27 protein-coding genes are annotated in these 24688 nt (G+C 63.3%); 20 read left to right on the forward strand and 7 right to left on the reverse strand.

Annotated elements, in window-relative coordinates:
* Positions 1-258: 258 nt before the first annotated feature.
* A complete protein-coding gene (locus FEZ63_RS15125) occupies positions 259-624 on the forward strand; it encodes a hypothetical protein (RefSeq protein ID WP_150945919.1) in 366 nt (121 codons plus the stop codon).
* 42 nt (positions 625-666) lie between these two features.
* On the opposite strand, the gene FEZ63_RS15130 is transcribed toward FEZ63_RS15125, so the two are convergent.
* Complete coding sequence (locus tag FEZ63_RS15130) at positions 667-870, reverse strand: DUF2842 domain-containing protein (protein WP_338042220.1); 204 nt, start codon at positions 868-870, stop codon at positions 667-669.
* Positions 871-1005: 135 nt separating this feature from the next.
* Here FEZ63_RS15130 and FEZ63_RS15135 point away from each other — a divergent pair, with 135 nt between their 5' ends.
* Entirely contained in the window at positions 1006-2064 is a 1059-nt protein-coding gene (locus tag FEZ63_RS15135; protein WP_150945923.1) for a COX15/CtaA family protein, read from the forward strand.
* Positions 2065-2133: 69 nt separating this feature from the next.
* Here the strand turns inward: FEZ63_RS15135 and FEZ63_RS15140 are convergent, their stop codons facing one another.
* Entirely contained in the window at positions 2134-2550 is a 417-nt protein-coding gene (locus tag FEZ63_RS15140; RefSeq protein WP_150945925.1) for a DUF1236 domain-containing protein, read from the reverse strand.
* A gap of 330 nt (positions 2551-2880) precedes the next feature.
* On the opposite strand from FEZ63_RS15140, the gene FEZ63_RS15145 reads away from it, so the two are divergent.
* Positions 2881-3552 carry a ParA family protein gene (locus FEZ63_RS15145; RefSeq protein ID WP_150945927.1) on the forward strand — a complete coding sequence of 224 codons (672 nt, stop codon included), beginning with the start codon at positions 2881-2883 and terminating at the stop codon, positions 3550-3552.
* A 329-nt stretch (positions 3553-3881) separates the two neighbouring features.
* Here FEZ63_RS15145 and FEZ63_RS15150 read toward each other — a convergent pair whose 3' ends face one another.
* Positions 3882-5165 carry an O-acetylhomoserine aminocarboxypropyltransferase gene (locus FEZ63_RS15150; protein WP_150945929.1) on the reverse strand — a complete coding sequence of 428 codons (1284 nt, stop codon included), beginning with the start codon at positions 5163-5165 and terminating at the stop codon, positions 3882-3884.
* 187 nt (positions 5166-5352) lie between these two features.
* Positions 5353-5877, reverse strand: a complete 525-nt coding sequence (locus FEZ63_RS15155; protein WP_150945931.1) for a CoA-binding protein — start codon at positions 5875-5877, stop codon at positions 5353-5355.
* 51 nt (positions 5878-5928) lie between these two features.
* On the opposite strand from FEZ63_RS15155, the gene FEZ63_RS15160 reads away from it, so the two are divergent.
* From FEZ63_RS15160 to FEZ63_RS15190, 7 genes are all read left to right on the forward strand, one after another.
* Positions 5929-6378 (forward strand): PaaI family thioesterase, encoded by a 450-nt coding sequence (locus FEZ63_RS15160; protein ID WP_150945933.1) that lies wholly within the window; start codon positions 5929-5931, stop codon positions 6376-6378.
* Between the two features lie 174 nt (positions 6379-6552).
* Positions 6553-7017 carry a 50S ribosomal protein L13 gene (gene rplM / locus FEZ63_RS15165; protein WP_150945935.1) on the forward strand — a complete coding sequence of 155 codons (465 nt, stop codon included), beginning with the start codon at positions 6553-6555 and terminating at the stop codon, positions 7015-7017.
* On the forward strand, positions 7017-7493 hold the full coding sequence (rpsI, locus tag FEZ63_RS15170; RefSeq protein WP_150945937.1) for a 30S ribosomal protein S9: 477 nt from the start codon (positions 7017-7019) through the stop codon (positions 7491-7493). The genes rplM and rpsI overlap by 1 nt, the downstream gene beginning before the upstream one ends.
* A 290-nt stretch (positions 7494-7783) precedes the next feature.
* Positions 7784-8746, forward strand: a complete 963-nt coding sequence (gene argC, locus FEZ63_RS15175; protein WP_150945939.1) for an N-acetyl-gamma-glutamyl-phosphate reductase — start codon at positions 7784-7786, stop codon at positions 8744-8746.
* 115 nt (positions 8747-8861) lie between these two features.
* Positions 8862-9821, forward strand: a complete 960-nt coding sequence (gene lipA / locus FEZ63_RS15180; RefSeq protein WP_150945941.1) for a lipoyl synthase — start codon at positions 8862-8864, stop codon at positions 9819-9821.
* A 15-nt stretch (positions 9822-9836) separates the two neighbouring features.
* Positions 9837-10349 (forward strand): AAA family ATPase, encoded by a 513-nt coding sequence (locus tag FEZ63_RS15185; RefSeq protein WP_150945943.1) that lies wholly within the window; start codon positions 9837-9839, stop codon positions 10347-10349.
* A gap of 2 nt (positions 10350-10351) precedes the next feature.
* The gene (locus FEZ63_RS15190; RefSeq protein ID WP_150945945.1) at positions 10352-10837 is read left to right on the forward strand and encodes a type II toxin-antitoxin system RatA family toxin; all 486 of its coding nucleotides are present in this window, start codon (positions 10352-10354) and stop codon (positions 10835-10837) included.
* Between the two features lie 7 nt (positions 10838-10844).
* Here the strand turns inward: FEZ63_RS15190 and FEZ63_RS15195 are convergent, their stop codons facing one another.
* On the reverse strand, positions 10845-11336 hold the full coding sequence (locus tag FEZ63_RS15195) for a CinA family protein (protein ID WP_150945947.1): 492 nt from the start codon (positions 11334-11336) through the stop codon (positions 10845-10847).
* Positions 11333-12529, reverse strand: a complete 1197-nt coding sequence (locus tag FEZ63_RS15200; protein WP_150945949.1) for a bifunctional 2-C-methyl-D-erythritol 4-phosphate cytidylyltransferase/2-C-methyl-D-erythritol 2,4-cyclodiphosphate synthase — start codon at positions 12527-12529, stop codon at positions 11333-11335. The genes FEZ63_RS15195 and FEZ63_RS15200 overlap by 4 nt, the downstream gene beginning before the upstream one ends.
* Positions 12530-12666: 137 nt before the next feature.
* On the opposite strand from FEZ63_RS15200, the gene dusB reads away from it, so the two are divergent.
* The 7 genes from dusB to hflX all read left to right on the forward strand — a co-directional run bounded on the left by dusB (position 12667) and on the right by hflX (position 21825).
* Positions 12667-13686, forward strand: a complete 1020-nt coding sequence (gene dusB / locus FEZ63_RS15205; RefSeq protein ID WP_150945950.1) for a tRNA dihydrouridine synthase DusB — start codon at positions 12667-12669, stop codon at positions 13684-13686.
* A complete protein-coding gene (locus FEZ63_RS15210; RefSeq protein ID WP_150945952.1) occupies positions 13683-14783 on the forward strand; it encodes a two-component system sensor histidine kinase NtrB in 1101 nt (366 codons plus the stop codon). Before dusB ends, FEZ63_RS15210 begins: the two co-directional genes overlap by 4 nt.
* A gap of 10 nt (positions 14784-14793) precedes the next feature.
* Positions 14794-16248, forward strand: a complete 1455-nt coding sequence (ntrC, locus tag FEZ63_RS15215; RefSeq protein ID WP_150945954.1) for a nitrogen regulation protein NR(I) — start codon at positions 14794-14796, stop codon at positions 16246-16248.
* 130 nt (positions 16249-16378) lie between these two features.
* Positions 16379-18628 carry a sensor histidine kinase NtrY-like gene (locus FEZ63_RS15220; protein WP_244622818.1) on the forward strand — a complete coding sequence of 750 codons (2250 nt, stop codon included), beginning with the start codon at positions 16379-16381 and terminating at the stop codon, positions 18626-18628.
* Complete coding sequence (gene ntrX, locus FEZ63_RS15225; protein ID WP_150945958.1) at positions 18625-19995, forward strand: nitrogen assimilation response regulator NtrX; 1371 nt, start codon at positions 18625-18627, stop codon at positions 19993-19995. Before FEZ63_RS15220 ends, ntrX begins: the two co-directional genes overlap by 4 nt.
* A 173-nt stretch (positions 19996-20168) precedes the next feature.
* Positions 20169-20423 carry an RNA chaperone Hfq gene (gene hfq / locus FEZ63_RS15230; protein ID WP_150945960.1) on the forward strand — a complete coding sequence of 85 codons (255 nt, stop codon included), beginning with the start codon at positions 20169-20171 and terminating at the stop codon, positions 20421-20423.
* Between the two features lies 1 nt (position 20424).
* Positions 20425-21825, forward strand: coding sequence for a GTPase HflX (gene hflX, locus FEZ63_RS15235; protein WP_150945962.1), 1401 nt, complete (start codon positions 20425-20427; stop codon positions 21823-21825).
* 11 nt (positions 21826-21836) lie between these two features.
* Here the strand turns inward: hflX and mazG are convergent, their stop codons facing one another.
* Positions 21837-22664 carry a nucleoside triphosphate pyrophosphohydrolase gene (gene mazG / locus FEZ63_RS15240; protein ID WP_150945964.1) on the reverse strand — a complete coding sequence of 276 codons (828 nt, stop codon included), beginning with the start codon at positions 22662-22664 and terminating at the stop codon, positions 21837-21839.
* Positions 22665-22936: 272 nt separating this feature from the next.
* Between mazG and FEZ63_RS15245 the strand changes: the two genes are divergently transcribed.
* From FEZ63_RS15245 to FEZ63_RS15255, 3 genes are all read left to right on the forward strand, one after another.
* Entirely contained in the window at positions 22937-23425 is a 489-nt protein-coding gene (locus tag FEZ63_RS15245) for an Hsp20 family protein (RefSeq protein WP_150945966.1), read from the forward strand.
* 82 nt (positions 23426-23507) lie between these two features.
* Complete coding sequence (locus FEZ63_RS15250) at positions 23508-24020, forward strand: Hsp20/alpha crystallin family protein (RefSeq protein ID WP_150945968.1); 513 nt, start codon at positions 23508-23510, stop codon at positions 24018-24020.
* A gap of 333 nt (positions 24021-24353) precedes the next feature.
* On the forward strand, positions 24354-24686 hold the full coding sequence (locus FEZ63_RS15255; protein ID WP_150945970.1) for a four-helix bundle copper-binding protein: 333 nt from the start codon (positions 24354-24356) through the stop codon (positions 24684-24686).
* Positions 24687-24688 lie beyond the last annotated feature (2 nt).

The raw sequence follows: 24688 nt of genomic DNA on the forward strand, positions 1-24688 counted from the left end.
CCACTGGAGGACCCACTTCGAGACGCCGCTTCGCGCATCCAAGATAAGGTGAGACGCAGACACACCTCAGTCGCCACCGGCAAGTGGCCGACCCGGTTCTGAGAAGGCGATTTTTTACCAATCCGTTACCAAGCCGCGAAATGGCCTCTTCGACGCATCGTCGCCTTGATTTGTTCAGCTTCCAGTGAGGTTCGAAGGGCTATACCGGAGCACGAGGAGAGGCTGACGAATGCCTCTCGTTTACTGAAGGTGACGCTGATGAAAGTCTTGCAAGTTGTCTCAGGCACGGTTGCGGCGCTGGCCCTTGTCGGCGGTCTCGCCGCTGCGGAACCTGCGGCCGCCCGGGACCGTTTCTCGCCCGGCGCGGCTGCGGCGCTCGGCGTTCTGGGTGGATTGGCCGTCGGCGGTGCCATCGCCGCCTCGCAGAGTCCGGCCTATGGCGCGCCGGTTTATTACGCGCCGCCGCCACCGCCACCGCCGGTTTATGTGGAATCCGGCCCGGTTTATGGCGAGCCGGTCTATTACGCACCTCGGCCGGTTTATCGCCGTTGCTTTACCGAGCGATTCAGCGAGTGGGTCCCGGGATGGGGCTGGCAGCCGAGCCGTCGGACCGTCTGCCGCTGACGAAAGGGCCCGCTCGATGCGGGCCTTTTTCTTATCGAAACGCTAGGTTTTGTCGGGTTTCCCCATCCACCGGATGAGCGGCAGCAGGGGCAAGATCCACACCAGCCCAAGCACGATGTAGAAGACGGTTTGGAGCAATTTGGGCGCGCGCGTGATGGTTCCCTCAGCCGCCGCCATGGCAAACAGCACGTAGAACCCGATGAAGACCAGCATCACGATGGTGCCGACCAGTTTTCGCGTGCGCATGCGCATGTTTCAGGATCCCCATCGGCCGTCCACCGTGCGTGGTGCGGCATTGGCATTGATTGCGTCGAAGCGATGCTGCCTCTATGTGACAGGCGCCATCCCGGGTTCAACCCTAAATCGACCGTGAGAATGCGCATGGCTGTCGCAGCCGCCACCGAAAACCTGCCGCTGGTCGGCTCCGCCGCCCGCATATCCGCTGTGAAAACGTGGCTGTATTGCCTCGCCGGGCTGGTGATTCTGATGATCGCGGTCGGCGGCGCCACCCGTCTGACCGGTTCTGGCCTGTCGATCACGGAGTGGAAACCCGTCACCGGGGCGATCCCGCCGCTGTCGGACGGCGCATGGTTGGCGGAATTCGAGAAATATCGGCAGATCTCGCAGTATGAGCTTCTGAACAAGGGCATGACCGTTGCCGAGTTCAAGTTCATCTACGCCTGGGAGTGGGGGCATCGCCAGCTTGGACGCCTGATCGGCCTGGTATTCTTTCTGCCCCTGGTCTGGTTCTGGCTCCGTGGCGCCATCACGGGGCGGCTGGCGCTTGCGCTCTTGGGAGTAGGGGCGTTGGGCGGCCTGCAGGCGGGAATCGGCTGGATCATGGTGGCGTCGGGCCTGGAGCCGGGCATGACGGCAGTGGCGCCGATCAAGCTTGCTCTCCACCTGACGGTGGCGGGCATCATCCTCGCGCTGCTGGTCTCGATCGCCGCAGGCTTGCGGCCCTCGGCCGGCGCCGCGCTCAGGACACCTTCGAAACCGGTCGCGCCCGGTTTGCTGCTCGGCTTGATCCTTTTGCAGATCGTGCTCGGCGGTCTCGTGGCCGGCTCGAAGGCAGGGTTCACCTACAATACGTGGCCATTGATGGACGGGGCTTTTGTCCCGCCCGCTTCCGTGCTGTTCAGCGTCACGCCACTGATCGAGAACTTCGTCGACAACCTCGCGCTGGTTCAGCTGAACCACCGCCTGCTCGCGTATCTCGTCGTCGCCTTAGCGGTCTGGCATGCCGTCCACATGAGGCGGCGATACGCAGGGTCCAAGACGGCTCGACGGGCGACCGCTCTTGCGGGGCTGACGCTGGCGCAGATGGTTCTCGGCATCGCGACCCTGCTTCTCGTCGTGCCGCTCTGGGCGGGCCTCGCCCATCAGGTCCTCGCCATGCTGTTGCTCGCGATGGCTGTCGTCCACCTGCGCCTGACCTGACCAACGAAAAGAGCGGCCGGTTGGCCGCCCTTTCCGATTCAAGCCGGCGCTAGGCCGACTGAAACCCGCCTAGCGGATGACCTGCACCACCCGACGCGTGCCGGGATCGACCAGCACCGGCGTGTCGTTGACGACGGTGTAGCGATAGCCGCGCACGTTGTATTCCGGCGGCACCTCATAATACGTGACGCCTGACGGCGGCAGAACCGCGCCGACGGCCACTTCCGACTCGTACCTGAATGACGGCGGGCGCTGGGTTACGACGTATTGGCGGAACCTGGGCTGTTGATCGCCGGCAATTCCGCCCACGATGGCGCCCGTCACACCGCCAACCGCCGCGCCGACCGGGCCGCCCACGATCGCACCACCAACCGCACCCGTCGCCGCGCCGGCGGCAGCGCCACCTTGAGCATTGCTCTGGGCGAAAGCAGTCGCCGGGGCGAGCATGGCCAGAACTGCGCCAGCAAGAAGGATCTGTTTGGACATGTGCTGAACTCCTTTTCTCTAAATCGAGAGGCTAACGGTGAAGTTATTCTGTGGTTCCGAATGAAAAAGCTCCGGAAGCGGCCGAACCTCCCGAATCGTTGCTTTGCTGCGCGCTTGGCACCAAAACAATATCTTTGCAGCCAAGCTGCGGCCGCGTTCCATGGGAGGCGCCTAAAGGCCGCGCGGCGAAGCTTCCGGTGAATTGTCCAGAGACAATTTGCCCTTCCAGCTTGGGCAGCCGCGACTTCTCCTGTTAAATAGATATTGTATCGGAACCTGCTCGGCTTAACCGAACCGGGCGTCATGAACGGGCATTATCAGGAGTAAGGCATGAACGTGCTGGTCTTTGCTTCACGGAAGGGCGGTTCTGGAAAGAGCACACTCGCCGCACATCTCGCGACCTATATCGCCAGCCCCACGCGCCGCACTCTCCTCATCGATGCCGATCCGCAAGGCTCGCTGTCGTTCTGGCACAAGATCCGCGGCAACGAGAACCCTGCTCTCCGACATGGCGGCCGAAACCTCGCGGATGCCGTCAAGGCCGCGAAACGCGACGGTTATGAGTGGGTGTTGATCGATACCCCGCCGGACAAGTCGGCCACGGTGGTCGAGGCGATCAAACTGGCCACGCTGGTGATCATTCCCATGCGGCCGGGTGTTTTCGACATCGCGGCGGTCCAGGATACGGTCGAGGTCGCGCGTGAGTTGCGCAAGCCCTACGCGGCGGTGATCAACGGCGCGCCTCCGAAACGGGGCGATCATGAAGCGCCTATCGTCGCCGATGCCCGCGGCGCGCTCAACGCGCTCAAGATCCCGGTCTGGGCCGGCCAGGTCACCCATCGGGCCGATTTCTCGCAGGCTCTGACCGAAGGCGAGGGCGCAGGCGAATTCGAGCCCGGTTCCCATGCGGCGGAGGAGATGGAACGCCTCTGGACCGCCATCGATCGCTCGATGAAAGCCGTCCACAGCGCCTATGCGCGGGGAGCGCGGAGCGCAGCCTGAGATGCGGCGAGAAGGTCTTTTCGAGCGGGCGCGCTTGGAATGCGCCTGCGGCGATCGCGACGCTTTTTACCGAGCGCAGCGCATACGCGGAAAACCGCGGGCCTCCAGCGAACTTACGGAATGCCGCCCAAACTCTCCTCCCCCATGCGGAGAGGAGCTGGAGATGGGGGTGGACCGACTGGGTAGGGCCCATGTCGGAAAGTGCGGTATCAACGCCGCAGCTCTAAGAATGCAAGCCGCACGCTGACTTTCCGACCCCCACCCTGACCCTCCCCGCGAGGGAGGGAAGACGCGCATGGATGCTCCCAGCGTGCTTTTTCAATCACCGATCAGGCAGCGTCCAGCGCCTGGTCGAGATCGTCGATCAGGTCGGCTTTGTCCTCGATGCCGATGGACAGGCGCACGACCTCCGGTCCGGCCCCGGCCTGCGTCTTTTGCGCGTCGGTGAGCTGCCGGTGGGTGGTGGATGCGGGATGGATGACGAGCGAGCGCGTATCGCCGATATTGGCCAGATGTGAGAACAGCTTCAGGTTCGACACCAGCTTGATGCCGGCCTCGTAGCCACCCTTGAGGCCGAACGTGAACACTGCGCCGGCGCCCTTGGGGCAATATTCCTTGGCGAGTTGGTAATAGCGATCGGATGGCAGGCCGGGATAGCTGACCCATGACACCTTGTGGTGCGCCGCAAGATGCGTCGCCACCGCGAGCGCATTGTCCGAGTGGCGTTGCATGCGAAGCGGCAGGGTCTCGATTCCGGTCAGGATCATGAAAGCATTGAACGGCGACAGCGCGGGCCCGAGATCCCGCAACCCGAGCACGCGGCAGGCGATGGCGAAGCCGAAATTGCCGAAGGTCTCGCCCAGTACCATGCCGCCATATTCCGGGCGGGGCTTCGACAGGGCCGGATAGCGATCGTCACCGGCAAAATTGAACGACCCGCCATCGACGATCAAGCCGCCGATGGAATTGCCGTGGCCGCCGAGGAATTTGGTGGCCGAATGAACGATGATGTCGGCGCCGTGCTCGAACGGCCGAATGAGGTAAGGCGACGCCATCGTGTTATCGACGATGAGCGGGAGGCGGTGCTTTTTGGCAATGGCGGCGATCGCCTTGATGTCGACGATCACGCCGCCGGGATTGGCGATCGACTCGATGAAGATGGCCTTGGTCCGCGGCGTAATCGCCGCCTCGAAGGAGGCGGGCTCATCGGGGTCGGCCCAGGCGACATTCCAGCCAAAATTCTTGAAGGTGTGGGTGAACTGGTTGATCGAGCCGCCATAGAGCTTGTTGCCGGCAACGAACTCGTCGCCGGGCTGCATCAGCGCGTTGAACACCAGAACCTGTGCGGCGTGACCGGACGCGACCGCAAGGGCGGCCGTGCCGCCCTCCAGCGCCGCGACCCGCTCCTCGAGGACGGCGCAGGTTGGATTGCCGATACGCGAATAGATATTGCCGAAAGCCTGCAGACCGAACAGGGAGGCCGCATGGTCGACATCGTCGAAGACGAACGAGGTGGTCTGGTAGATCGGTGTCGCCCGGGCCCCCGTCGCCGCGTCCGGGGCGGCCCCCGCATGGATGGCAAGGGTGTCGAAACCGGGCAAACGGTCGGTCATGGCGGGCATTCCTTCAGGAAGCGGAGTGGACTGGCATTGTTCTTTATAAAGAACGCATCGTTCTTCAGTCAAGGGAGTGCGTGCTTCGAGACGGCCTGGCGGCCTCCTCAGCATGAGGTCGCTGTTGATTGGAACAATCTAAACGTTCCTCATGCTGAGGAGCGAAGCGTCTCGAAGCACGCACCGATCAAGGCCGGTTGAGGCTGAGCTTCTGAAAACCCTTGCCGGACAGGACCGGCCTCTTGGCGCTGAGCATGCGGGAATTGACGCCCTGCCAGGAAATTTCCCCTGAGAGACGCCCGAACTCGATCTTCGGGCAACGGTCCATCACCACCTTGATGCCCTTTGCTTCCGCGCGCGCAGCCGCCTCGTCGTTGCGGACCGAGAGTTGCATCCAGATGACCTTGGGCAGCGGATCGAGGGCCAGCGCCTCATCGGTGAGGGGGCCGGCGGCCGCCGAATTGCGAAAGATCTCGACCATGTCGATGGGAACGGGAATGTCCGCCAACGTCCCGTAAACCTTGCGCCCCAGCAATTCGCCGCCGGCGAGCCCCGGATTGACCGGGATCACGTCGTAATCGCGCTCGAGTAGGTATTTGGTCACGATCCAGCTCGGACGGGCCGGGTTCTGGGATGCGCCCACGAGCGCGATGGTCTTCACGCTCTTGAGAATCTCGCGGATGTAGTCATTCGGGTAATTGTCGTGGTTCATGGGCAAACCGTATTGGAGAGGTGAGGGCAGTTCAATGACAATGAGGGCCGGATGACTTTGTCTTATCCCATCATGGGCCTCGAGGAATTGCGCGCCTTCCTCGACGCCGAGTTTCCGCAAATCCACTTCGGCGGACGGACGTATCACCTGGAGGCCGTGGGGCCGCTCTCGGCGCGCGTGCGCATGGATTATCACGAACGGCATTTGCGGCCGGGCGGGACCATTTCCGGTCCGTCGATGATGGCGCTGGCGGATCTCGCCCTCTATGCGGCGATTCTCGGTCAGCTCGGGCCGGTTGCGCTCGCGGTCACGACCAATCTGAGCTTCAACTTCCTGCGCAAGCCCGCCCAACGCGCGCTGATTGCCGAATGCCGGCTTCTCAAGCTCGGCAAGCGTCTGGCTGTCGGTGAGGTTTCGATGATGTCGGAAGGGGAGGCGGCCTTGGTCTGCCACGCCACCGGCACCTATTCGATCCCGGCACTCCAAACTACGGTATCGTAATACCGCGCGTCTGAAAGGCCTATGATTGCTGGCCTTGCAGGGCTTTGGGCGCTATGAAATTGATTGACATCACACCTGGGCTTCATTACACCCCGGCTCACCGACCGTCGCATATCGCGGCGGTTTCTTGTTTCAGAACCTGAGCCGTAAAACGCTCCAATGGGATACAGCGCGATGAAGACTACTTCGCTGAAGCCCGCCGAGGTCGAGAAGAAGTGGGTTGTTATCGATGCGAAGGGCCTTGTCGTAGGCCGTCTCGCTTCGGTTGTCGCCATGCGTTTGCGCGGCAAGCACAAGGCTAGCTACACTCCCCACGTCGATTGCGGCGATAACGTCATTGTCATCAACGCCGACAAGGTGGTGTTCACCGGCCGCAAGCGCGAGCAGAAGGTGTATTACCACCACACCGGCTACGCAGGCGGCATCAAGGAGCGGTCGGCGAAGTTCATTCTCGAAGGCCGCTTCCCTGAGCGCATCGTCGAGAAGGCCGTGGAGCGCATGCTCCCCCGCGGCCCGCTTTTCCGCCAGATCCTTGGCAACCTCCGCGTCTACAAGGGCGCCGAGCATCCGCATACCGCGCAACAGCCAGAAGCGCTGGATGTCGGCATCCTCAACCGCAAGAACGTGGGAGCTAAGTAATGGCGACCCTTCAGTCACTCTCCGATCTCGGCCAGAAGGCCGAAACCGTCGCTCCGGAAGCTCCGAAGCACGTCAAGAAGGTCGATGCCCAAGGCCGTGCTTATGCCACCGGCAAGCGTAAGGACGCGGTCGCCCGCGTCTGGATCAAGCCCGGCTCCGGCAAGATCGTCGTCAACGGCCGTGCGCTCGAAGTCTACTTCGCGCGTCCCGTTCTGCGCATGATCCTCAAGCAGCCGCTCGGCGTCGTGAACCGCGACGAGCAGTACGACATCACCGTCACCGTCAAGGGCGGCGGATTGTCGGGCCAGGCCGGCGCCGTTCGTCACGGCGTCTCCAAGGCGCTCACCTATTACGAGCCGGAGCTTCGCGGCCCGCTCAAGAAGGGTGGCTTCCTGACCCGCGACTCGCGCGTCGTCGAACGCAAGAAGTACGGCAAGAAGAAAGCCCGCCGCAGCTTCCAGTTCTCGAAGCGCTAAGACGTTTCCAAATCAGTCTCAAAAGGCGGCCTTCGGGTCGCCTTTTTTGTTGGTGGCGTGACCGGCAGGCGGCAATTGACAGGCGTCGGATTCGATCACATAAAACCGCTCATGAAAAATCTCGTGCTCGCCCTTCGACGCCAACTGAACGCTCCCGCTGCGCGAGCGCGATGACGGCTGTTCGGGCCTGATCGCAAGCCGCGCCCGGAGCGCGGCTTTTTTGTTTTTGTCCCCATATTGATCTCATCACCGCGCGGCGAACGAGAAACCAACAGACGATAGGACCAGCGATGTCGACCATCACCAAGAGCGCATCCGATCAGGACCAGAGGCTGGCAACCGTGTTCATCGACGGCGAAGCGGGCACGACCGGTCTTGGTATTCGCGAACGTCTGAGAGGAGTTCCGGGCATCGCGATCCGGAGCATCGCGCCCGACCTGCGCAAGGACCCTTCGGCCAAGCGGGAGATTCTCGGCGCGGTCGATCTGGTGGTGCTGTGCCTGCACGATGGCGCCGCGCGCGAAACCGTCGCGCTCGTGGAAGGCCTGTCCGGCAGGAGGCCGAAGATCCTCGACGCCAGCACGGCCCATCGGGTCAGTCCTGGTTGGGCCTATGGCTTCGCCGAGCTTTCCGCGACGCAAAGGCAGGCGGTCGCGGGAGCGGATCGGGTGGCCAATCCCGGCTGCTACCCCACGGGAGCGATCGCGCTTCTGCGGCCGCTCATCGATGGCGGGTTGCTGCCTGCCGATTACCCGGTCAGCGTCAATGCGGTCAGCGGCTATAGCGGCGGCGGCAGGTCCATGATCGAGGCCTACGAGGCCGGCACCGCGCCCGCTTTCGAACTTTACGGCCTCGGCTTCGAGCACAAGCATGTGCCGGAACTGCAGAAATATAGCGGCCTCCTTCGGCGTCCCATCTTCATCCCGTCGGTGGGGAATTTCCGTCAGGGCATGCTCGTCAGCATCCCGCTCCACCTCGACCTGCTGCCTGGCAAACCTACCGCTTCCGAACTCGAGGCGGCCTTGGCTGCATGGTATGAGGGTAGCGATCTGGTCAGCGTCGTGCCGGTCGACGAGAGAGGCGGCGGACGCATCGAACCTGAAGCCCTCAACGACACCGATCGCATGGAATTGCGGGTTTTCAGCAAACCCGATTATGGCCATGCCGTGCTGGTTGCGCGCCTGGATAACCTCGGCAAGGGCGCGTCCGGCGCCGCGGTCCAGAACATCCGGCTGATGCTGGGGTTGATCTGACGCGCCCCGGGTGCCGGGCAGGCATGCGTCATTCCCGATTTGCGAATGGCTCCCGAAACCCTTAAGTCATGGCATTACGCATTGCGCGTAATTTTCGCTCAAGGAACTCACGTTCATGGCCGTCGTTCTCGACCTTCTGAACCGGGATAGCCGTCCCCGCCATCCGGAAAAGGCCCACCGGCCGGATCAGCCCGTTCAGCAGCGAAAACCCGACTGGATCCGCGTGAAAGCGCCAGGCTCGCCCAAATGGGCCGAGACCAACCGGATCGTCAAAGAGAACAACCTCGTCACGGTCTGCGAAGAGGCCGGCTGCCCGAATATCGGCGAGTGCTGGGAGAAAAAGCACGCCACCTTCATGATCATGGGCGACACCTGCACCAGGGCCTGCGCCTTCTGCAACGTGAAGACCGGCATGCCGCAGGCGCTCGATCCCAACGAGCCTGAAAACGTCGCCATCGCGGTCCAGAAGCTCGGTCTCGAACACGTGGTCATCACGTCGGTCGATCGCGACGATCTCGATGATGGCGGCGCGCAGCACTTCGCCGATGTGATCCACGCCATTCGCTCCCGCTCGCCCCGGACCACGGTCGAGATCCTGACCCCGGACTTCCTGAGGAAGCCGGGGGCGCTGGAGATCGTCGTCGCGGCCAAACCCGACGTCTTCAACCACAATCTCGAGACGGTGCCGTCGAAATACCTCAAGGTCCGCCCTGGCGCACGCTACTTCCACTCGATCCGCCTGCTTCAGCGCGTGAAGGAAATCGACCCCACCATCTTCACCAAATCGGGCATCATGGTTGGCCTCGGCGAGGAGCGGAACGAGGTCATTCAGCTGATGGACGATCTGCGGTCGGCCGACGTGGATTTCATGACCATCGGGCAATATCTGCAGCCCACAAAAAAGCATCACCCGGTGATCCGGTTCGTGACGCCCGACGAGTTCAAGGCATTCGAGACGACGGCCTATGCCAAAGGCTTCCATCTCGTCTCCGCAACGCCGCTGACCCGTTCATCGCACCATGCGGGCGAGGATTTCGCGAAGCTCAAGGCCGCTCGTCTGTCGAAACTTGCCTGAATGGGCGGCCCGTCGATGCAGCGCATTCTCGTGCTCGGCAGCCCCGGTGCCGGCAAAAGCACGCTGGCACGGAGCCTCGCGGCGAGGCTTCACCTTCCGCTCATTCATCTCGACCGGGAATATTTCGGCCCCGGATGGACGATGCCCGCGCGGGAGGAATGGCGCGGGCGTGTCTCGGAACTGGCGGCCCGGCCCGCATGGGTCATGGACGGCAATTATGCCAGCACATTCGATCTCCGCGTGCCTCGCGCGACCACCATCATCTGGCTCGATGTCCCGCGTTGGAAGTGCCTGCTCCGGGTAACCTGGCGCGTCCTGCGCCATTACGGCCAGGTGCGGCCCGACCTCGGGCCGGGCTGCTCGGAGCGTTTCGATTTCTCCTTCATGCGCTGGGTCTGGAACTATCCGGCGCAAATGGGCATCAAGACCGCCCGAATGCTCAAGAAACTGCGTCCGGATCAGCAAGTCTTCATCGTGCGCTCGCGCGCCGATTTCGCGGCGCTCGAATCCCGACTGGAGGCTGCCTGACGATGCCCACATTCCGCTCCATGCGTCAGGTGAAGCACAGCGCCGCCGAGATGTTCGCTCTCGTGGCCGATGTGGAAAGCTATCCGGAATTCGTGCCCCTCTGCGAGAGCCTGCGCGTCGTCCGCCGAGCGCAAAGCGGCGAGGGGATCGAAACCGTCGTGGCGGCGATGAGCGTCGGCTACAAGGCCATCCGCGAGAGCTTCACGAGCCGGGTCGAACTCGATCATCCGCGGCTTCGCATCGACGTGGAATACGTGGATGGGCCGTTCAAGTTTCTGGAAAACCGCTGGACCTTCCGCGATTTGCCGACGGGAAGCGAGGTCGGCTTCTACATCAATTATGAATTCAAGAGCTTCGCGCTCGGCGTGCTGATGGGCGCAGTCTTCGACAAGGCGTTCAGGAAATTCGCCGAAGCCTTTGAAGAACGGGCCGATTTGATCTATTCAGCCGATTCGCGGTCAGGGCGCGTAGGGTCCTCGCGGGCCTGACGTCTGGCTAGGCGGAGAGCGTGCTTTCCAGAAGCCGCATCGCCTCCTCGACTGCTCGCAGGCGAACGATCTGGCGGCCGAGATCCCCATAACGACGGACCAGAACCTGCGTTTCACGGCCGCGATGCGCGAGCGCGAAGTGAACAAGGCCGACCGGCTTTGCTTCGCTGCCGCCACCCGGGCCAGCAACGCCGGTAATCGATACGGCAATGTCGGCGCGGGAACGCGTCAGCGCGCCATCCGCCATCGCCCGCGCAATCTCTTCGCTCACCGCTCCATGGGCGGCGAGAAGGGTTGAGGGGACGCCCAGCATCTCAGTCTTTGCCTCGTTGGAATAGGTCACGAAGCCGCGCTCGACCACCGCCGATGAACCGGGAATCTCGGTCAGGAGAGCCGCCACCAGACCGCCGGTGCAGGATTCCGCCGTGGCAAGTTTCCAGCCCCGGGACTTGCAGCCGCGCAGAAGCGCCGCGGCACGGTCCTTCAATTCCGGGGTCATGGGCGTTTCTCCGGCAAGCGAATTGTCGCCGCGGCTTGCGCCGCAATGCCCTCGCCGCGGCCGGTGAAGCCCAGTTTCTCGGTCGTCGTCGCCTTCACCGAGACCTGGTCGATCTCAAGGTTTGCGATTGCGGCGATCCGCGCCCGGATCGCCTCGCGGTGCGGGCCGAGCTTGGGCCGCTCGCAGAGCAGCGTCGCGTCCAGATGATCGACGATGCCGCCCCTTTCGCGCACCAGGGCGACCGCATAGGCGAGAAACCGGTCCGATGAGGCGCCGCGCCATTGCGGATCACTCGGCGGGAAGTGCGTGCCGATGTCGCCGTCTGCGAGCGCGCCCAGCACGGCGTCGGTCAGGGCGTGCAGGATCACGTCGCCGTCCGAATGCGCCACCACGCCCCGGTCGTGTGCGATCTTGATGCCGCCGAGCCATACATGATCCCCGTCAACAAAGGCATGAACATCGAAGCCGGTCCCGAACCGCGTGAGGTAGGCCATGGCGCGTCCTTTCAGGCGTTGCTCGGCCGCTTGAAAATCCGCCGCGCCGGTCAGCTTCAGATTGCCCGCGTCGCCATCGAAAACATGGACGGTCAGGCCGGCCCATTCCGCTAAGGCGCCGTCATCGGTGAAGGCGTGCAAGCCCGCGGCGGCAGCTTTGCGGTGTGCCGCCAGCAGGACGTTGAAGGAAAAGGCTTGCGGTGTCTGGACGGCGCGCAAAGTTGCGCGATCGAGGGTCGAGACGGCTCTGCCTTCGCCATCCACGACCTTGATCGTGTCGGTGACCGCGGAACCCGGCACCGCCGCCCGGAAGGCACGGCCGGCCGCGATGGCGCGGTCGATCAATGCGGGTTCGGCGAAGGGCCGCGCCGCATCATGGATGAGGACGAGGTCCACGGCCGAATGTCCCAGGGCTTCGAGGCCGTTCAGTACTGAATTCTGCCGGGTTTCGCCCCCATAGGCAGGCGGCGACAAGTGGGCGGCTGTATGGGGCGCGAGTTCCGACACGCTTTGGCGATAGAGGGCTTCATCGTCCGGATGAATAACCACCTGCACGACGTCAATTCCGGGATGCGTCAAAAACGCGTCGAGCGTCCGTGCGAGGATTGTCCGGCCGGCGAGCGAGCGGTACTGCTTCGGCAAGCCATTGCCCGCTCGGAAACCGCGGCCGGCGGCGACAATGAGGGCGGCGACTGACATGCTGTCTGGCACTCCGAAGGATCCGTTCTCCTAAGGGGCGAACACGTCTAACGCAATCGCCGCATGCATGTGGCACAGGGTACCCGATACCCGCAGGGACTTGCGCAACGCGCGCAATTGGCTATTCATTGGGCACAATGGGAACTGATCAAAAAATAGGCGTATCGGATTTCTCCATCGGAGACCTGCCGATCAGGACGCCGGCCATTCTCGCGCCGCTGTCCGGCGTGACCGATGTGGCGTTCCGCCGTGCGGCGCAGGGGCTCGGCGCCGGTCTCGTCGTGTCCGAGATGGTCGTTTCCGACGAATTGGTGAAGGGCTATGCCGAAGCGCAGCTTCGCGCCGAGGGCTCCGGCATCGAGCCGCACGTGGTGCAGCTGGCCGGCTGCGATCCGCGTTCGATGGCCGAAGGGGTTAGGATTGCCGAGGCCGCGGGCGCGCGTATCGTCGACATCAACATGGGCTGTCCGGCAAAGCGCGTGATCGGCGGCTATGCCGGCTCGGCTCTCATGCGGGATCTCGATCATGCCTGCCGGCTGATCGAGGCGAGCGTCGCCGTGGCGAGTGTTCCGGTGACGGTGAAGATGCGCCTCGGCTGGGACGAGAAGACGATCAACGCGCCCGAACTCGCCCGCCGTGCGGAGGCCCTTGGGGTCAAGGCGATCACCGTTCACGGTCGCACGCGCCAGCAATTCTACAAGGGCGAGGCGGACTGGAAGGCCATCGCGGCTGTCGTGGCTGCCGTTACCATCCCGGTGATCGCCAATGGCGATATCGGCTCGCTTGAGGATGCGCGGCGCTGCCTGTCTGAATCCCAAGCCGCTGCCGTCATGGTCGGGCGTTGCGCGGTCGGCCGTCCCTGGCTCGTCGGCCAGATCGGCGCAGGCCTGAAGGGCCGCCACATCGCCGACCCGACGCCGGAGGCGATGACCGAGATTGCGGTCGGACATTATGAGGGCCTCATCGCCCTTTATGGCGAAAAGGTCGCCATCCGCCACGCCCGGAAGCACCTGGCGGCTTATGCGGACGTGGCGATCGCCGCGGGTTTCGCGTTCGACGCCGCCTCGCGCATGAAACTGGTGACGACCGAGGAGTCGAAGGTCGTGTTCGGATTGCTGCGGTCGCTCTATGCCGATCGGGTGCGGGAGGCCGCATGACCGTCGGCGTCAATGATCGTGTCATGAATGCGCTGCCCCTGCCGGTTCTGACCATCGGCGCATCAGGCGCGGTGACACACGCCAATGCCGCCGCCGAAGCCTTTTTCGACATGAGCCTCCGGGTCATGCAGCGCCAGAAGCTCAGCGATTTCATTCCCTTCGGCTCGCCCGTGATGGCACTGATCGACGACGTGCGCCAGCGCGGATCGAGCGTCAGCGAGCACCGGATCGATATCGGATCGCCACGCATCGGAGCTGAGCGCATCGTCGATGTGTTCGCGACCCCGCTGGGGGATGTGGGCGAGGACGTGATCGTGATGCTGCAGGAGCGCACCATCGCCGACAAGATGGACCGGCAACTGACCCATCGCGGTGCCGCCCGGTCGATCACCGCTTTGGGCGCGATGCTGGCGCATGAGATCAAGAACCCGCTCTCAGGGATCCGCGGTGCGGCGCAACTCCTCGAGCAATCCGCAAATGACGAGGACCGCCAGCTCACGCGCCTGATCTGCGACGAGACCGACCGGATCGTGAAGCTCGTCGAGCGCATGGAGCTCTTTGGCGAAGAACGCCCCTCGGAGCGGGGGCCGATCAATGTCCATGGGGTGCTCGACCACGTGAAGCGCCTCGCCCAGTCGGGCTTTGCCCGCCACATCCGCTTCGTCGAAAACTACGACCCGTCCCTTCCGCCGGTCCTCGGCAACCGCGACCAGTTGATCCAGGTCGTGCTCAACCTGGTGAAGAACGCCGCCGAAGCGGTTGGAATCGACGCGTCGGATGGCGAGATCGTCCTGTCGACTGCTTTTCGCACCGGGGTGCGCCTGCAGATGCCGGGCGCCGCCGAGCGCGTCTCCCTGCCGATCGAACTTAGCATCCGCGATAACGGCCCCGGCGTTCCCGCCGACCTGGTGAGCGATCTGTTCGATCCCTTCGTGACCACGAAAGCGCAAGGGAGCGGCCTCGGCCTTGCCCTCGTGGCAAAGATCGTGGGCGATCATGGCGGCATCGTCGAATGCGATCCCGCTCCGCGCCGCACCTCATTTCGCATCCTGCTGCCCATGCACCGCGCCGATGACGGTCGCGCGTCCGAATTGTGAGACTTGCCCCATGCCGAGTGGACAGATCCTTCTCGCCGACGATGACGCCGCGATCCGCACGGTGCTCAATCAGGCCCTGTCGCGGGCCGGCTACGAGGTGCGCTCCACCAGCAACGCCGCCACCCTCTGGCGCTGGGTCGCACAGGGGGAGGGCGACCTGATCATCACCGATGTGGTGATGCCGGACGAGAACGCTTTTGACCTTCTGCCTCGCATCAAGAAACTGCGCCCCGATCTGCCTGTCATCGTCATGAGCGCGCAGAACACCTTCATGACCGCCATCAAGGCATCCGAGCGCGGCGCCTACGAATATCTGCCGAAGCCTTTCGATCTCAAGGAACTGGTGGCGGTGGTGGGCAGGGCCCTGTCGCGCCCACGCGCGGCGTCGATTGCCCCACCGCAGGCGGATCAGGAAGAGATCCCGCTCGTCGGCCGCTCGCAGGCCATGCAGGACATCTATCGCTCGCTCGCCCGCCTGATGCCGACCGACCTCACCGTGATGATCACCGGCGAGTCCGGCACCGGCAAGGAACTCGTGGCCAAGGCCCTGCACGATTACGGCAAGCGCCGTCAGGGACCCTTCGTCGCCGTCAACATGGCGGCGATTCCGCGCGAGCTGATCGAGTCTGATCTGTTCGGCCACGAGAAGGGCGCCTTCACCGGAGCAACCGCGCGCAATACCGGCCGCTTCGAACAGGCCGAGGGTGGTACGCTGTTTCTCGACGAGATCGGCGATATGCCGATGGAAGCGCAGACGCGGTTGCTGCGCGTGCTCCAGCAAGGCGAATACACCACGGTCGGCGGGCGCATTCCGATCAAGACCAATGTGCGGATCGTCGCTGCCACCAACAAGGACCTGCGGATCCTGATCCAGCAAGGGTTGTTCCGCGAGGACCTGTTCTTCCGGCTCAACGTCGTGCCGTTGCGGCTGCCGCCCCTGCGGGAGCGGGTGGAGGACATCCCGGATCTCGCTCGCCATTTCTTCGCTCTGGTGGAAAAGGAAGGTCTGTCGCGCAAGCAGCTCGATTCGGAAGCGATGGACCGCATGAAGCGCTATCGCTGGCCGGGGAATGTGCGGGAGTTGGAGAACCTTGTCCGGCGCCTGGCCGCTCTCTACCCGCAGGACGTGATCAGCGGGGCGATCATCGATTCGGAACTGGACGCGCAGCCGATCGCGATGCCTCTCGCCTCGGGACGAGCGGACAGCTTGGACGCCTCCGAGGGCCTTTCGGATGCGGTCGAGCGGCATCTCGTGGATTATTTCTCCGGGTTCAAGGACAACCTGCCGCCGCCCGGTCTTTATCACCGCATCCTGCGCGAGATCGAAGGCCCGCTGATCGGCGCAGCGCTCGCCGCCACGCGCGGCAACCAGATCAGGGCGGCGGAGCTTCTCGGCGTCAACCGCAATACTTTGCGCAAGAAGGTCCGCGATCTGGAGTTGCAGGTTGTGCGCACGAGCCGATAGCCCGCCGGCAATTCCGGCAGAAGGCCGCACCCCGCTGCCTTAATGTGGTCATTTGACCACAGTGTTGTGTTGGTGCATCACCACAAGAATGAGGCGACCTCCAACGGCGCCGGCAACGGGGCAAAGTTCTTTGATTCAGCAGGCCGCCCACCCACACCGACACGGGCACGACGCGAACCGTCTCGGATTCGGCTGGCTCGGGCCGATCGCCGTTCTGGCGGCACTTGGTTCAGCACTCGCGACCTTCCTCGTGCTGGCGGGACTGACCCCGATTCTGCCGACCCATTTCGTCGTCATCGGCGTGTTCATCCTCAACGGCGCGCTTATTCTGCTGCTTCTGGGCATCGTCGCCTGGCAGACCAGGAGACTTGTACGGGAGCAACGGGCCGGAGCTGCGGCGGCCGGATTGCACGTGAGAATCGTCGGACTTTTCAGTCTTGTGGCGGTGTTTCCTGCAATTTTGGTTGCGATGGTGGCAACGGTGACGCTGGAGCGCGGGCTTGATCCCTGGTTCACCGGCTCGATCAAGGAGCTGATGGGCAACACCGTTTCGATCGCCCGATCCTACCGGGAGCTGCAATGCACCACGCTTGCGCGTGAGACCCAGCTCATGGCCGCGGACCTCAACCGGGCCAAGGTGCTCTACGACGCCGACCGAAACGTCTTTCGCGACTTCATGAATTCGCGCTCGGTGTTCCTGGGCTTTCCGCTCACGATGATCCTCGAGCCGGATGGAACCGTGGTCGAGCGGATCGAGCCCAAGAAGGTGGAGGGCATTCCGCCGCCATCCGCCGAAGACCTTGCCGAGGCCAATGCGGAGGAGGCCCTGTGCCTCTTCCCCCGCGAGGGAAACATTTTCCGGTCAGTGCTGAAGCTGTCGTCCCATGGCGGTCGAATCCTGTTCGTCGCACGAGAGGTCGATCCGCGCGCCGTGGAGTTTCCGCCTGTGGCCGAGGCCGGTGTCGCTTTGTATGAGGCGCTCGAACAGAAGAAGGCCGGCATCCAGGTGGCGTTCGCGTCGATGTTCGCCCTCATCGCCCTGATCGTGCTGCTGTCGGCGATCTGGTTCGGGCTGAATTTCGCCAATCGGCTGGTCGCGCCCATTCGCCGACTGATCCACGCGACCGATCAGGTGGCGACGGGGAATTTTTACGTTCAGGTTCCGGTCCGGCGCGGGGAGGGCGATCTCGCGCATCTGGGCGAGACATTCAACAAGATGACGTCGGAGTTGCGTCACCAGCACGACGGGCTGACCGCCGCAAGCGACCTCATGGACCGCCGCCGCCGGTTCACCGAGGCGGTCCTCGCCGGCGTCTCTGCGGGTGTGATCGGTATCAACGCGAAGGGCGTGATCACCATCGCCAACCCCTCCACCGAGGCGCTGCTTTCAACCTCGCTCGACAATTTGCTCGGCGCGCCGATCACGGTGGTTCTTCCCGAGGTGGCTGATCTCGTGGAGGAAATGCGGCAGGGACGACACCGCCTCATGCAGCAGCAGATCCTGATTTCGCGACGGGGCAAGGAGCGCACGATCGACGTTCGCGTGACGAGCGAACAGGCGCGCAGCGATGAACGCGATCTCGTCATCACGCTCGATGACATCACCGATCTGGTGTCGGCACAGCGAACCTCCGCGTGGGCCGACGTGGCAAGGCGCATCGCGCACGAGATCAAGAACCCGCTGACGCCGATTCAACTCGCGGCCGAGCGCATCCGGCGCAAATACGGCAAGGTCATCACCACCGACCGCGAAGTGTTCGACCAATGCACGGACACGATCGTGCGGCAGGTGGACGACATCAAGCGCATGGTCGATGAATTCTCGTCTTTCGCGCGGATGCCGAAGCCGACTATCGGTGAGGACGATCTCGGCGAAATGGTCAAGCAGGTGGTTTTCCTGATGCGAATCGCACATCCGGAGATCACGATTGCCGACACGTTGCCGGACGGGCCGGTGATTGCGCCATTCGATCGCCGGCTGTTGTCACAGGCCGTGCAGAACATCGTCAAGAACGCCACTGAGGCGATCTCGGCGGTGCCCGAGGATGAGCGGGGCGAGGGGATGATTTCCGTCGTTCTCGACACGACCCATCCCGACTATTTCGTTCTTGCCGTGACGGATAATGGCAAAGGATTTCCGATCGAGGGGAGGCAACGGTTGCTGGAGCCCTATATGACGACGCGCGAAGGAGGCACGGGCCTCGGACTTCCGATCGTCGCAAAAATTCTCGAAGAGCATGGCGGGGGCATGGAGCTTGTCGATAACCCCAACGGACGGGGTGGACAGGTTCGCATGTGGCTACCAAAGACGAAGCATGTTGCATTTGATGAGGCGTCGGCCGGCCCTGCTGATACCGATACACGCGGGGTTGCCCTATGAGCGCTGATATTCTGGTCGTCGACGACGAAGCCGATATTCGGGATCTGGTCGCGGGTATTCTGGAAGACGAAGGTCACCGCACACGCACCGCCGGTTCTTCCGACGAGGCGCTTGCCTCGATCGAAGCGCGCCGGCCGCATCTGGTGTTTCTCGACATCTGGCTGCAGGGCAGCCGTCTCGATGGGTTGCAGGTGCTCGAGTTGGTGAAGGCCGACCATCCGGATCTGCCGGTTGTCATGATTTCGGGTCACGGCAATGTGGAGACGGCAGTTTCGGCAATCAAGTCTGGGGCTTACGACTTCATCGAGAAGCCGTTCAAGGCCGACCGCCTCGTGCTCGTGGCGGAGCGTGCGCTGGAAGCCTCGCGGCTGAAACGTGAAGTCCGCGACCTGCGGGCCCGCTCAGTCCAGGCAACCCGCATTGCCGGCAAGTCGGTGACCATCAACCAGTTGCGTCAGGCCGTGGAGCGCGCGTCGCCGACGAATGCGCGCATCCTCGTGACCGGGGCTCCGGGCTCCGGCAAGGAACTGACCGCACGGACGATTCACGGCCTGTCCGGCCGCGCCAACGGCCCCTTCGTGGTGGTGTCGGCTGCAACGATCACGCCGGACAACATGGAAGCCGAATTGTTCGGCATGGAGGGCGAGGACGGCAAAGGTCGGCGCGTCGGCGCGCTCGAGGAAGCCCATGGCGGCACGCTCTATCTCGACGAAATCGCCGACATGCCGCGCGAGACTCAGGGCCGGATCCTGCGCGTGCTGGTCGATCAGAATTTCCAGCGGCTCGGGGGCACGACGCGCGTCCATGTGGATGTGCGGATCATCTCCTCGTCGAGCCGCGACCTGCCGGCGGAGATCGCTGCCGGGCGCCTTCGCGAGGATCTCTTCCACCGTCTCGGCGTCGTCCCGATCCGCGTGCCGTCCTTGTCCGAGAGACGGGAAGACGTTCCGGAACTGATCGAGTTCTTCATGGACCAGATCTCGGCGACGACGGGCCTGCCGAAGCGCCGAATCGGCGAGGACGCGATGGCGGTCCTGCAGTCGCATGACTGGCCGGGCAACGTCCGCCAGCTCCGCAACAACGTCGAGCGCCTGATGATTCTCACCTCCGGCGAACCTGACGCGCCGATCACCACCGACATGCTGCCGACCGAGATCGGTGCGTTGGTGCCATCGACGCCGGGCGGGGCAGGGGGCGAGAAATTGATGAGCCTGCCGCTGCGCGAGGCCCGCGAGATCTTCGAACGGGAATATCTGCTGGCACAGATCGCCCGCTTCAGCGGAAACATCTCGCGCACGGCGGAATTCGTCGGTATGGAACGCTCGGCGCTCCATCGAAAACTGAAATCGCTGGGCATCGGCAACTAGATCCACCCAGCGAAAAATGTGCCATGACGGCAATTTAGGGGCGAAGGCCTCTTGCCTAACGGCAGGGTTCGCCCTGTAATAAGAAGGCCGGTCACCGACCGCACGAAAGCGGACAACCATATAAGCGGCCCCATAGCCAAGACCGGCGGCGATGGGCTGGCGAGGCAACTTTCATGGCGGGCGATCGCGCGCAAAATCTCCAGGACACTTTTCTCAATTATGTCCGGAAACAAAAAATTCCTCTGACGATCTTTCTGGTGAATGGCGTCAAATTACAGGGTGTCGTGACCTGGTTCGACAATTTCTGCGTCCTGCTTCGCAGGGACGGCCATTCTCAGTTGGTCTACAAGCACGCCATTTCCACAATCATGCCCGGTCAGCCGGTGCAGTTGTTCGACCCGGTCGACGAGGTGGGCGAAAAGGCCTGAAGTGACGGAACCGCGCACGCCAGGAGAAGAGCGCCTCTTGCAACTGGCCGAGCCTGAGAAAGAGGTCGCGGCCGGTACCAACACGCTCGTTGTCGGCCCCTATCTTATTCGCAAATGGCGGCTCGGCGGACCCCGCCAGCCGGAGGGCGAGGGCGCCAATCCCCGGCCGGCGGAAGCGCGTCTCGACGAGGCGGCAGGCCTTGCCGCAGCCATCGATCTCCACATCGTCCACACACTGATCGCGCCATTGAGCGCACCGCGGCCGGCGACCTATATCGGCAGCGGCAAGGTCGAAGAGATCGCCGGGCTGGTTCGCGCCGAGGAGATCGGTCTGGTGGTGATGGATTGCGCCCTCAGCCCGGTCCAGCAGCGCAATCTGGAAAAGGAATGGGGCGCCAAGGTCATCGACCGCACAGGGCTGATTCTCGAGATTTTCGGCCGGCGTGCGCGCACCAAGGAAGGCACGCTGCAGGTCGAACTCGCACACCTGTCCTACCAGAAGGGCCGCCTTGTCCGTTCGTGGACGCACCTGGAGCGCCAGAGAGGCGGCTTCGGCTTCCTCGGCGGTCCGGGCGAGACCCAGATCGAAGCCGACCGGCGGATGATTCAGGAACGCATGACGCGCATCGAGCGTGAGCTCGAGACGGTGGTGAAAACCCGTTCGCTGCATCGCAAAAGCCGGAGGAGGGTGCCTTACCCGATCATCGCCCTCGTCGGTTACACCAATGCCGGCAAGTCGACACTGTTCAACCGCATGACGGAGGCCGAGGTTCTGGCCGAGAACATGCTGTTCGCGACGCTGGATCCCACCTCGCGCGCGATCGATCTTCCGCACGGCGAGAAAGCGATCTTGTCGGATACCGTGGGGTTCATCTCCGATCTCCCGACCATGCTGGTAGCGGCGTTCCGCGCAACGCTGGAGGACGTCGTAGAAGCCGACGTGCTGCTGCATGTCCGCGACGTCTCGCACGGGGAATCCGACGCGCAGGCCGGCGACGTGGCAGTGGTCCTACGGGAGCTCGGCATCGATCCGGATGATACGAAGCGCATCGTCGAGGTCTGGAACAAGGCCGACCTCATATCGCCTGAGGACCGCACCAAGCTGGCGGCAAAATCAAGCCGCACCGATGAGGAACGCCGTCCGGTTCTCATCTCGGCGCTGACCGGGGAGGGCATTCCCGAACTCCTCTCGACCATCGAGGAGCACCTGTCCAAGGGTCGCGTGAGTTACCAGGTCGACGTGCTGCCCGAGGATGGGCAGGGGCTCGCATGGCTGCACGAGAACACAGAAATTCTCGACCGGGAGACGACCGAGGACGGGCATTCGATCCTGCGCGTGCGCGTGATGACCGGCAAGGAACCACGCTTTCTCAACCGGTTTCCCGGCGCCCAGACTCTATAGAGACCGAAGGGTCACGCGCGTTCGGCGTTCTTGGCCGCAACCCAGAGCTCTTCCATTGCCTCGAGGCTCGCATCGGTGAGGGTCCTGCCCTGCAGCGCGAGAGCCTTCTCGACGGCTCCGAATCGCCGTTCGAACTTCGCATTGGTGCGTCGCAACGCGGTCTCCGGGTCGATGCCGTAGTGGCGGGCGAGATTGGCGGCGGCAAACAGGAGGTCGCCGATTTCATCCTCGATCCGGTCGCGATCGCCGGACGCCGCCGCCTCGCTGACCTCGTCCAGTTCCTCGTGGATCTTGTCAACGACCTGCGCGGCGTTCGGCCAATCGAACCCGACTTTGGCAGCCTTGGCGGTGAGCTTTTGCGCCCGCGTCAGGGCGGGCAGGGCTGCCGGAATGCCCCCGAGAAAGCCCTCGTCCGGTTCCGCCGGCATTCCCATTTTCACGCGGGCTTCCCGTCGCTCGCGCTTCTCTGCCAGCTTGATCTCGTCCCACAGGTGCTTGACCTCGGCCGGCGACAGGTTCCGCGCCGCATCGAAGACGTGAGGGTGGCGCCGGACGAGCTTCGTGGTGATGGCTTCCACCACGTCGCCGAAGCCGAACGCGCCTTGTTCGCTGGCCATCTGGGCATGAAAGATGACCTGAAGCAGCAGGTCTCCCAGTTCGTCCCGCAGATCGGCGAGGTCGCCCCGCTGGATGGCGTCCGCGACCTCGTAGGCTTCCTCGATCGTGTACGGCGTGATCGACGCGAAGGTCTGTTCCAGATCCCACGGACAGCCGCTACCGGGCGCCCGAAGCGCTGCCATGATCTCGAGAAGCCGGGAGATGTCGGATGAAGGCGTCACGTTGTGCTCCTTATCGGTAGGGCTTCATAGCCCGTCGGGGAGGCGCAATGCCAGCGGCTTGATGGATGCGGGTCGCGAAGCCCACCGCAGGGCAGGCGACGGCGGGCCGGAGGCGACAAAAAACGCAATTTTCCCAATGAACTCCGGATCTTGACAGGCCCGACCGGCGTTCATAACTCAGAGTCGCCAAGGCCTTTTAGGGCTTGGGCAAGTCCGGCGCCGGCGGGTGTCCGGCGCGATTATGGTTACGTTGCTCAATGGAGGATGTAGCTATGAGAGCAGCTTTTGATCTGTCCCCGCTTTATCGCTCGACCGTCGGTTTCGAACGGCTCGTCGATATGCTCGATCAGGCGACCCGCGTCGAATCCATGACGAACTGGCCGCCTTACAACATCGAGAAGTTCGGCGACGACGCATATCGCATTACGATGGCGGTCGCGGGTTTCTCGCCCGATGAGATTGAACTTGTCCAGCAGGAAAGCGCGCTGTCGGTGAACGGCCAGAAGCACGCCGAGCCCGAGGACACGCAAGTCCTGCACCGGGGCATTGCGACCCGCGCTTTCAAACAGACCTTCAATCTCGCGGACCACGTGAAGGTCACGGGTGCGAGCCTCGAGAACGGCCTGCTGACGATCGATCTCAAGCGGGAAATTCCGGAAGCGCTGAAACCGCGGCGCATTGCGATATCGACCGGCACGGCCCCCGAGGCTCAGCCTCAAATTATCGAGCATCAGCCCGAGGCGCCGAGCAAGGCCGCATAAAAACAAGGCGGCGGTCGGTCGATCGCCGCCGCAAGCTCCAGTGGGAATGGGAGGAATACGAGAAACAGAAAAGGAGAGAACCATGAACATGCGTGATCTTATCCCTTGGAATCGCAACGAGCAGGTTCCGGGACGCTATCGCGAGGAGAGCGACCCGTTCATGACCTTGCATCGTGAGATGAACCGGCTCTTCGACAACGTGCTCCGCGGCTTCGAGGCCGCACCGCTGGTAGGCGGCCTCAGCCGCATGGGCGGCTGGCCGAGTGTCGAAGTGACGGAGACGGACAATGACGTGCACGTCTCGGCCGAACTGCCTGGCATGGACGAGAAGGACATCGAGGTGCTGATGAACGACGGCATCCTGACGATTCGCGGTGAAAAAAGATCCGAGGTGGAAGACAAGGCGCGTTCCTTCAGCGAACGTTCCTATGGCCGCTTCGAACGTCGCATCCCGCTGCCGTGGGAGGTCGAGGAGGACAAGATCCAGGCCTCGTTCCGAAACGGCGTCCTCGCCATCGCACTGCCAAAATCGCCGCGCGCCGCCGAGCAGGTGCGCCGCATTCCGATCAACCGTGAGGAGACGACCAAGCACTAATGGGTGTCGCACGGATGAGCCGGTTGCCCCTTGAGGCCCGGCTCATCCGGTGTTGGAGACCTGCTGGCGCTTGCCACAGGACCAAGTGGATTGAAATGCTCGAAAGGTCTCAAGAAGGGACGCATCAATAGGAGTGGTCCGCCCTTACAGGTTTATTCGCATAAGATATATTATGGAACGTTCCTCCATCCACGGATCGCAAAACCGGTCCGTTGGTGAACCCAACGGCTCGCCGCGAGTTTTCAGCAACTGACGGAACGGCTGAATGCCGGGTCTCCGTCGCCGGCCCGGCCGTCTCACGCGTCTCGTCGGTTCATGCAACGGAGAGCCCAGATGCAAAATCCAAGTCCGCAGATGCAGCGTTGTATTGAGGCCTGCCTGAAATGCTACCAGGCCTGCTTTGGCACGGCGATGAACCATTGCCTGGAGAGCGGCGGCCAACACACGGAGCCGGCGCATTTCAGGCTCATGATCGCCTGCTCGGAGATTTGCCGGACGAGCGCCCATTTCATGCTGATGAACTCCGAGCACCACACCCATGTCTGCCGGGAATGTGCCGAGATCTGCGAGCAATGCGCGAACGATTGTGAACGCATTGGCGACATGGATGCCTGCGTGAGCGCCTGTCGCGATTGCGCCGCGGAATGTCGCAAGATGGCAGGCTGATC

Origin of the sequence: Microvirga brassicacearum, from assembly GCF_008757455.1 — a bacterium.
Lineage (GTDB): Bacteria > Pseudomonadota > Alphaproteobacteria > Rhizobiales > Beijerinckiaceae > Microvirga > Microvirga brassicacearum.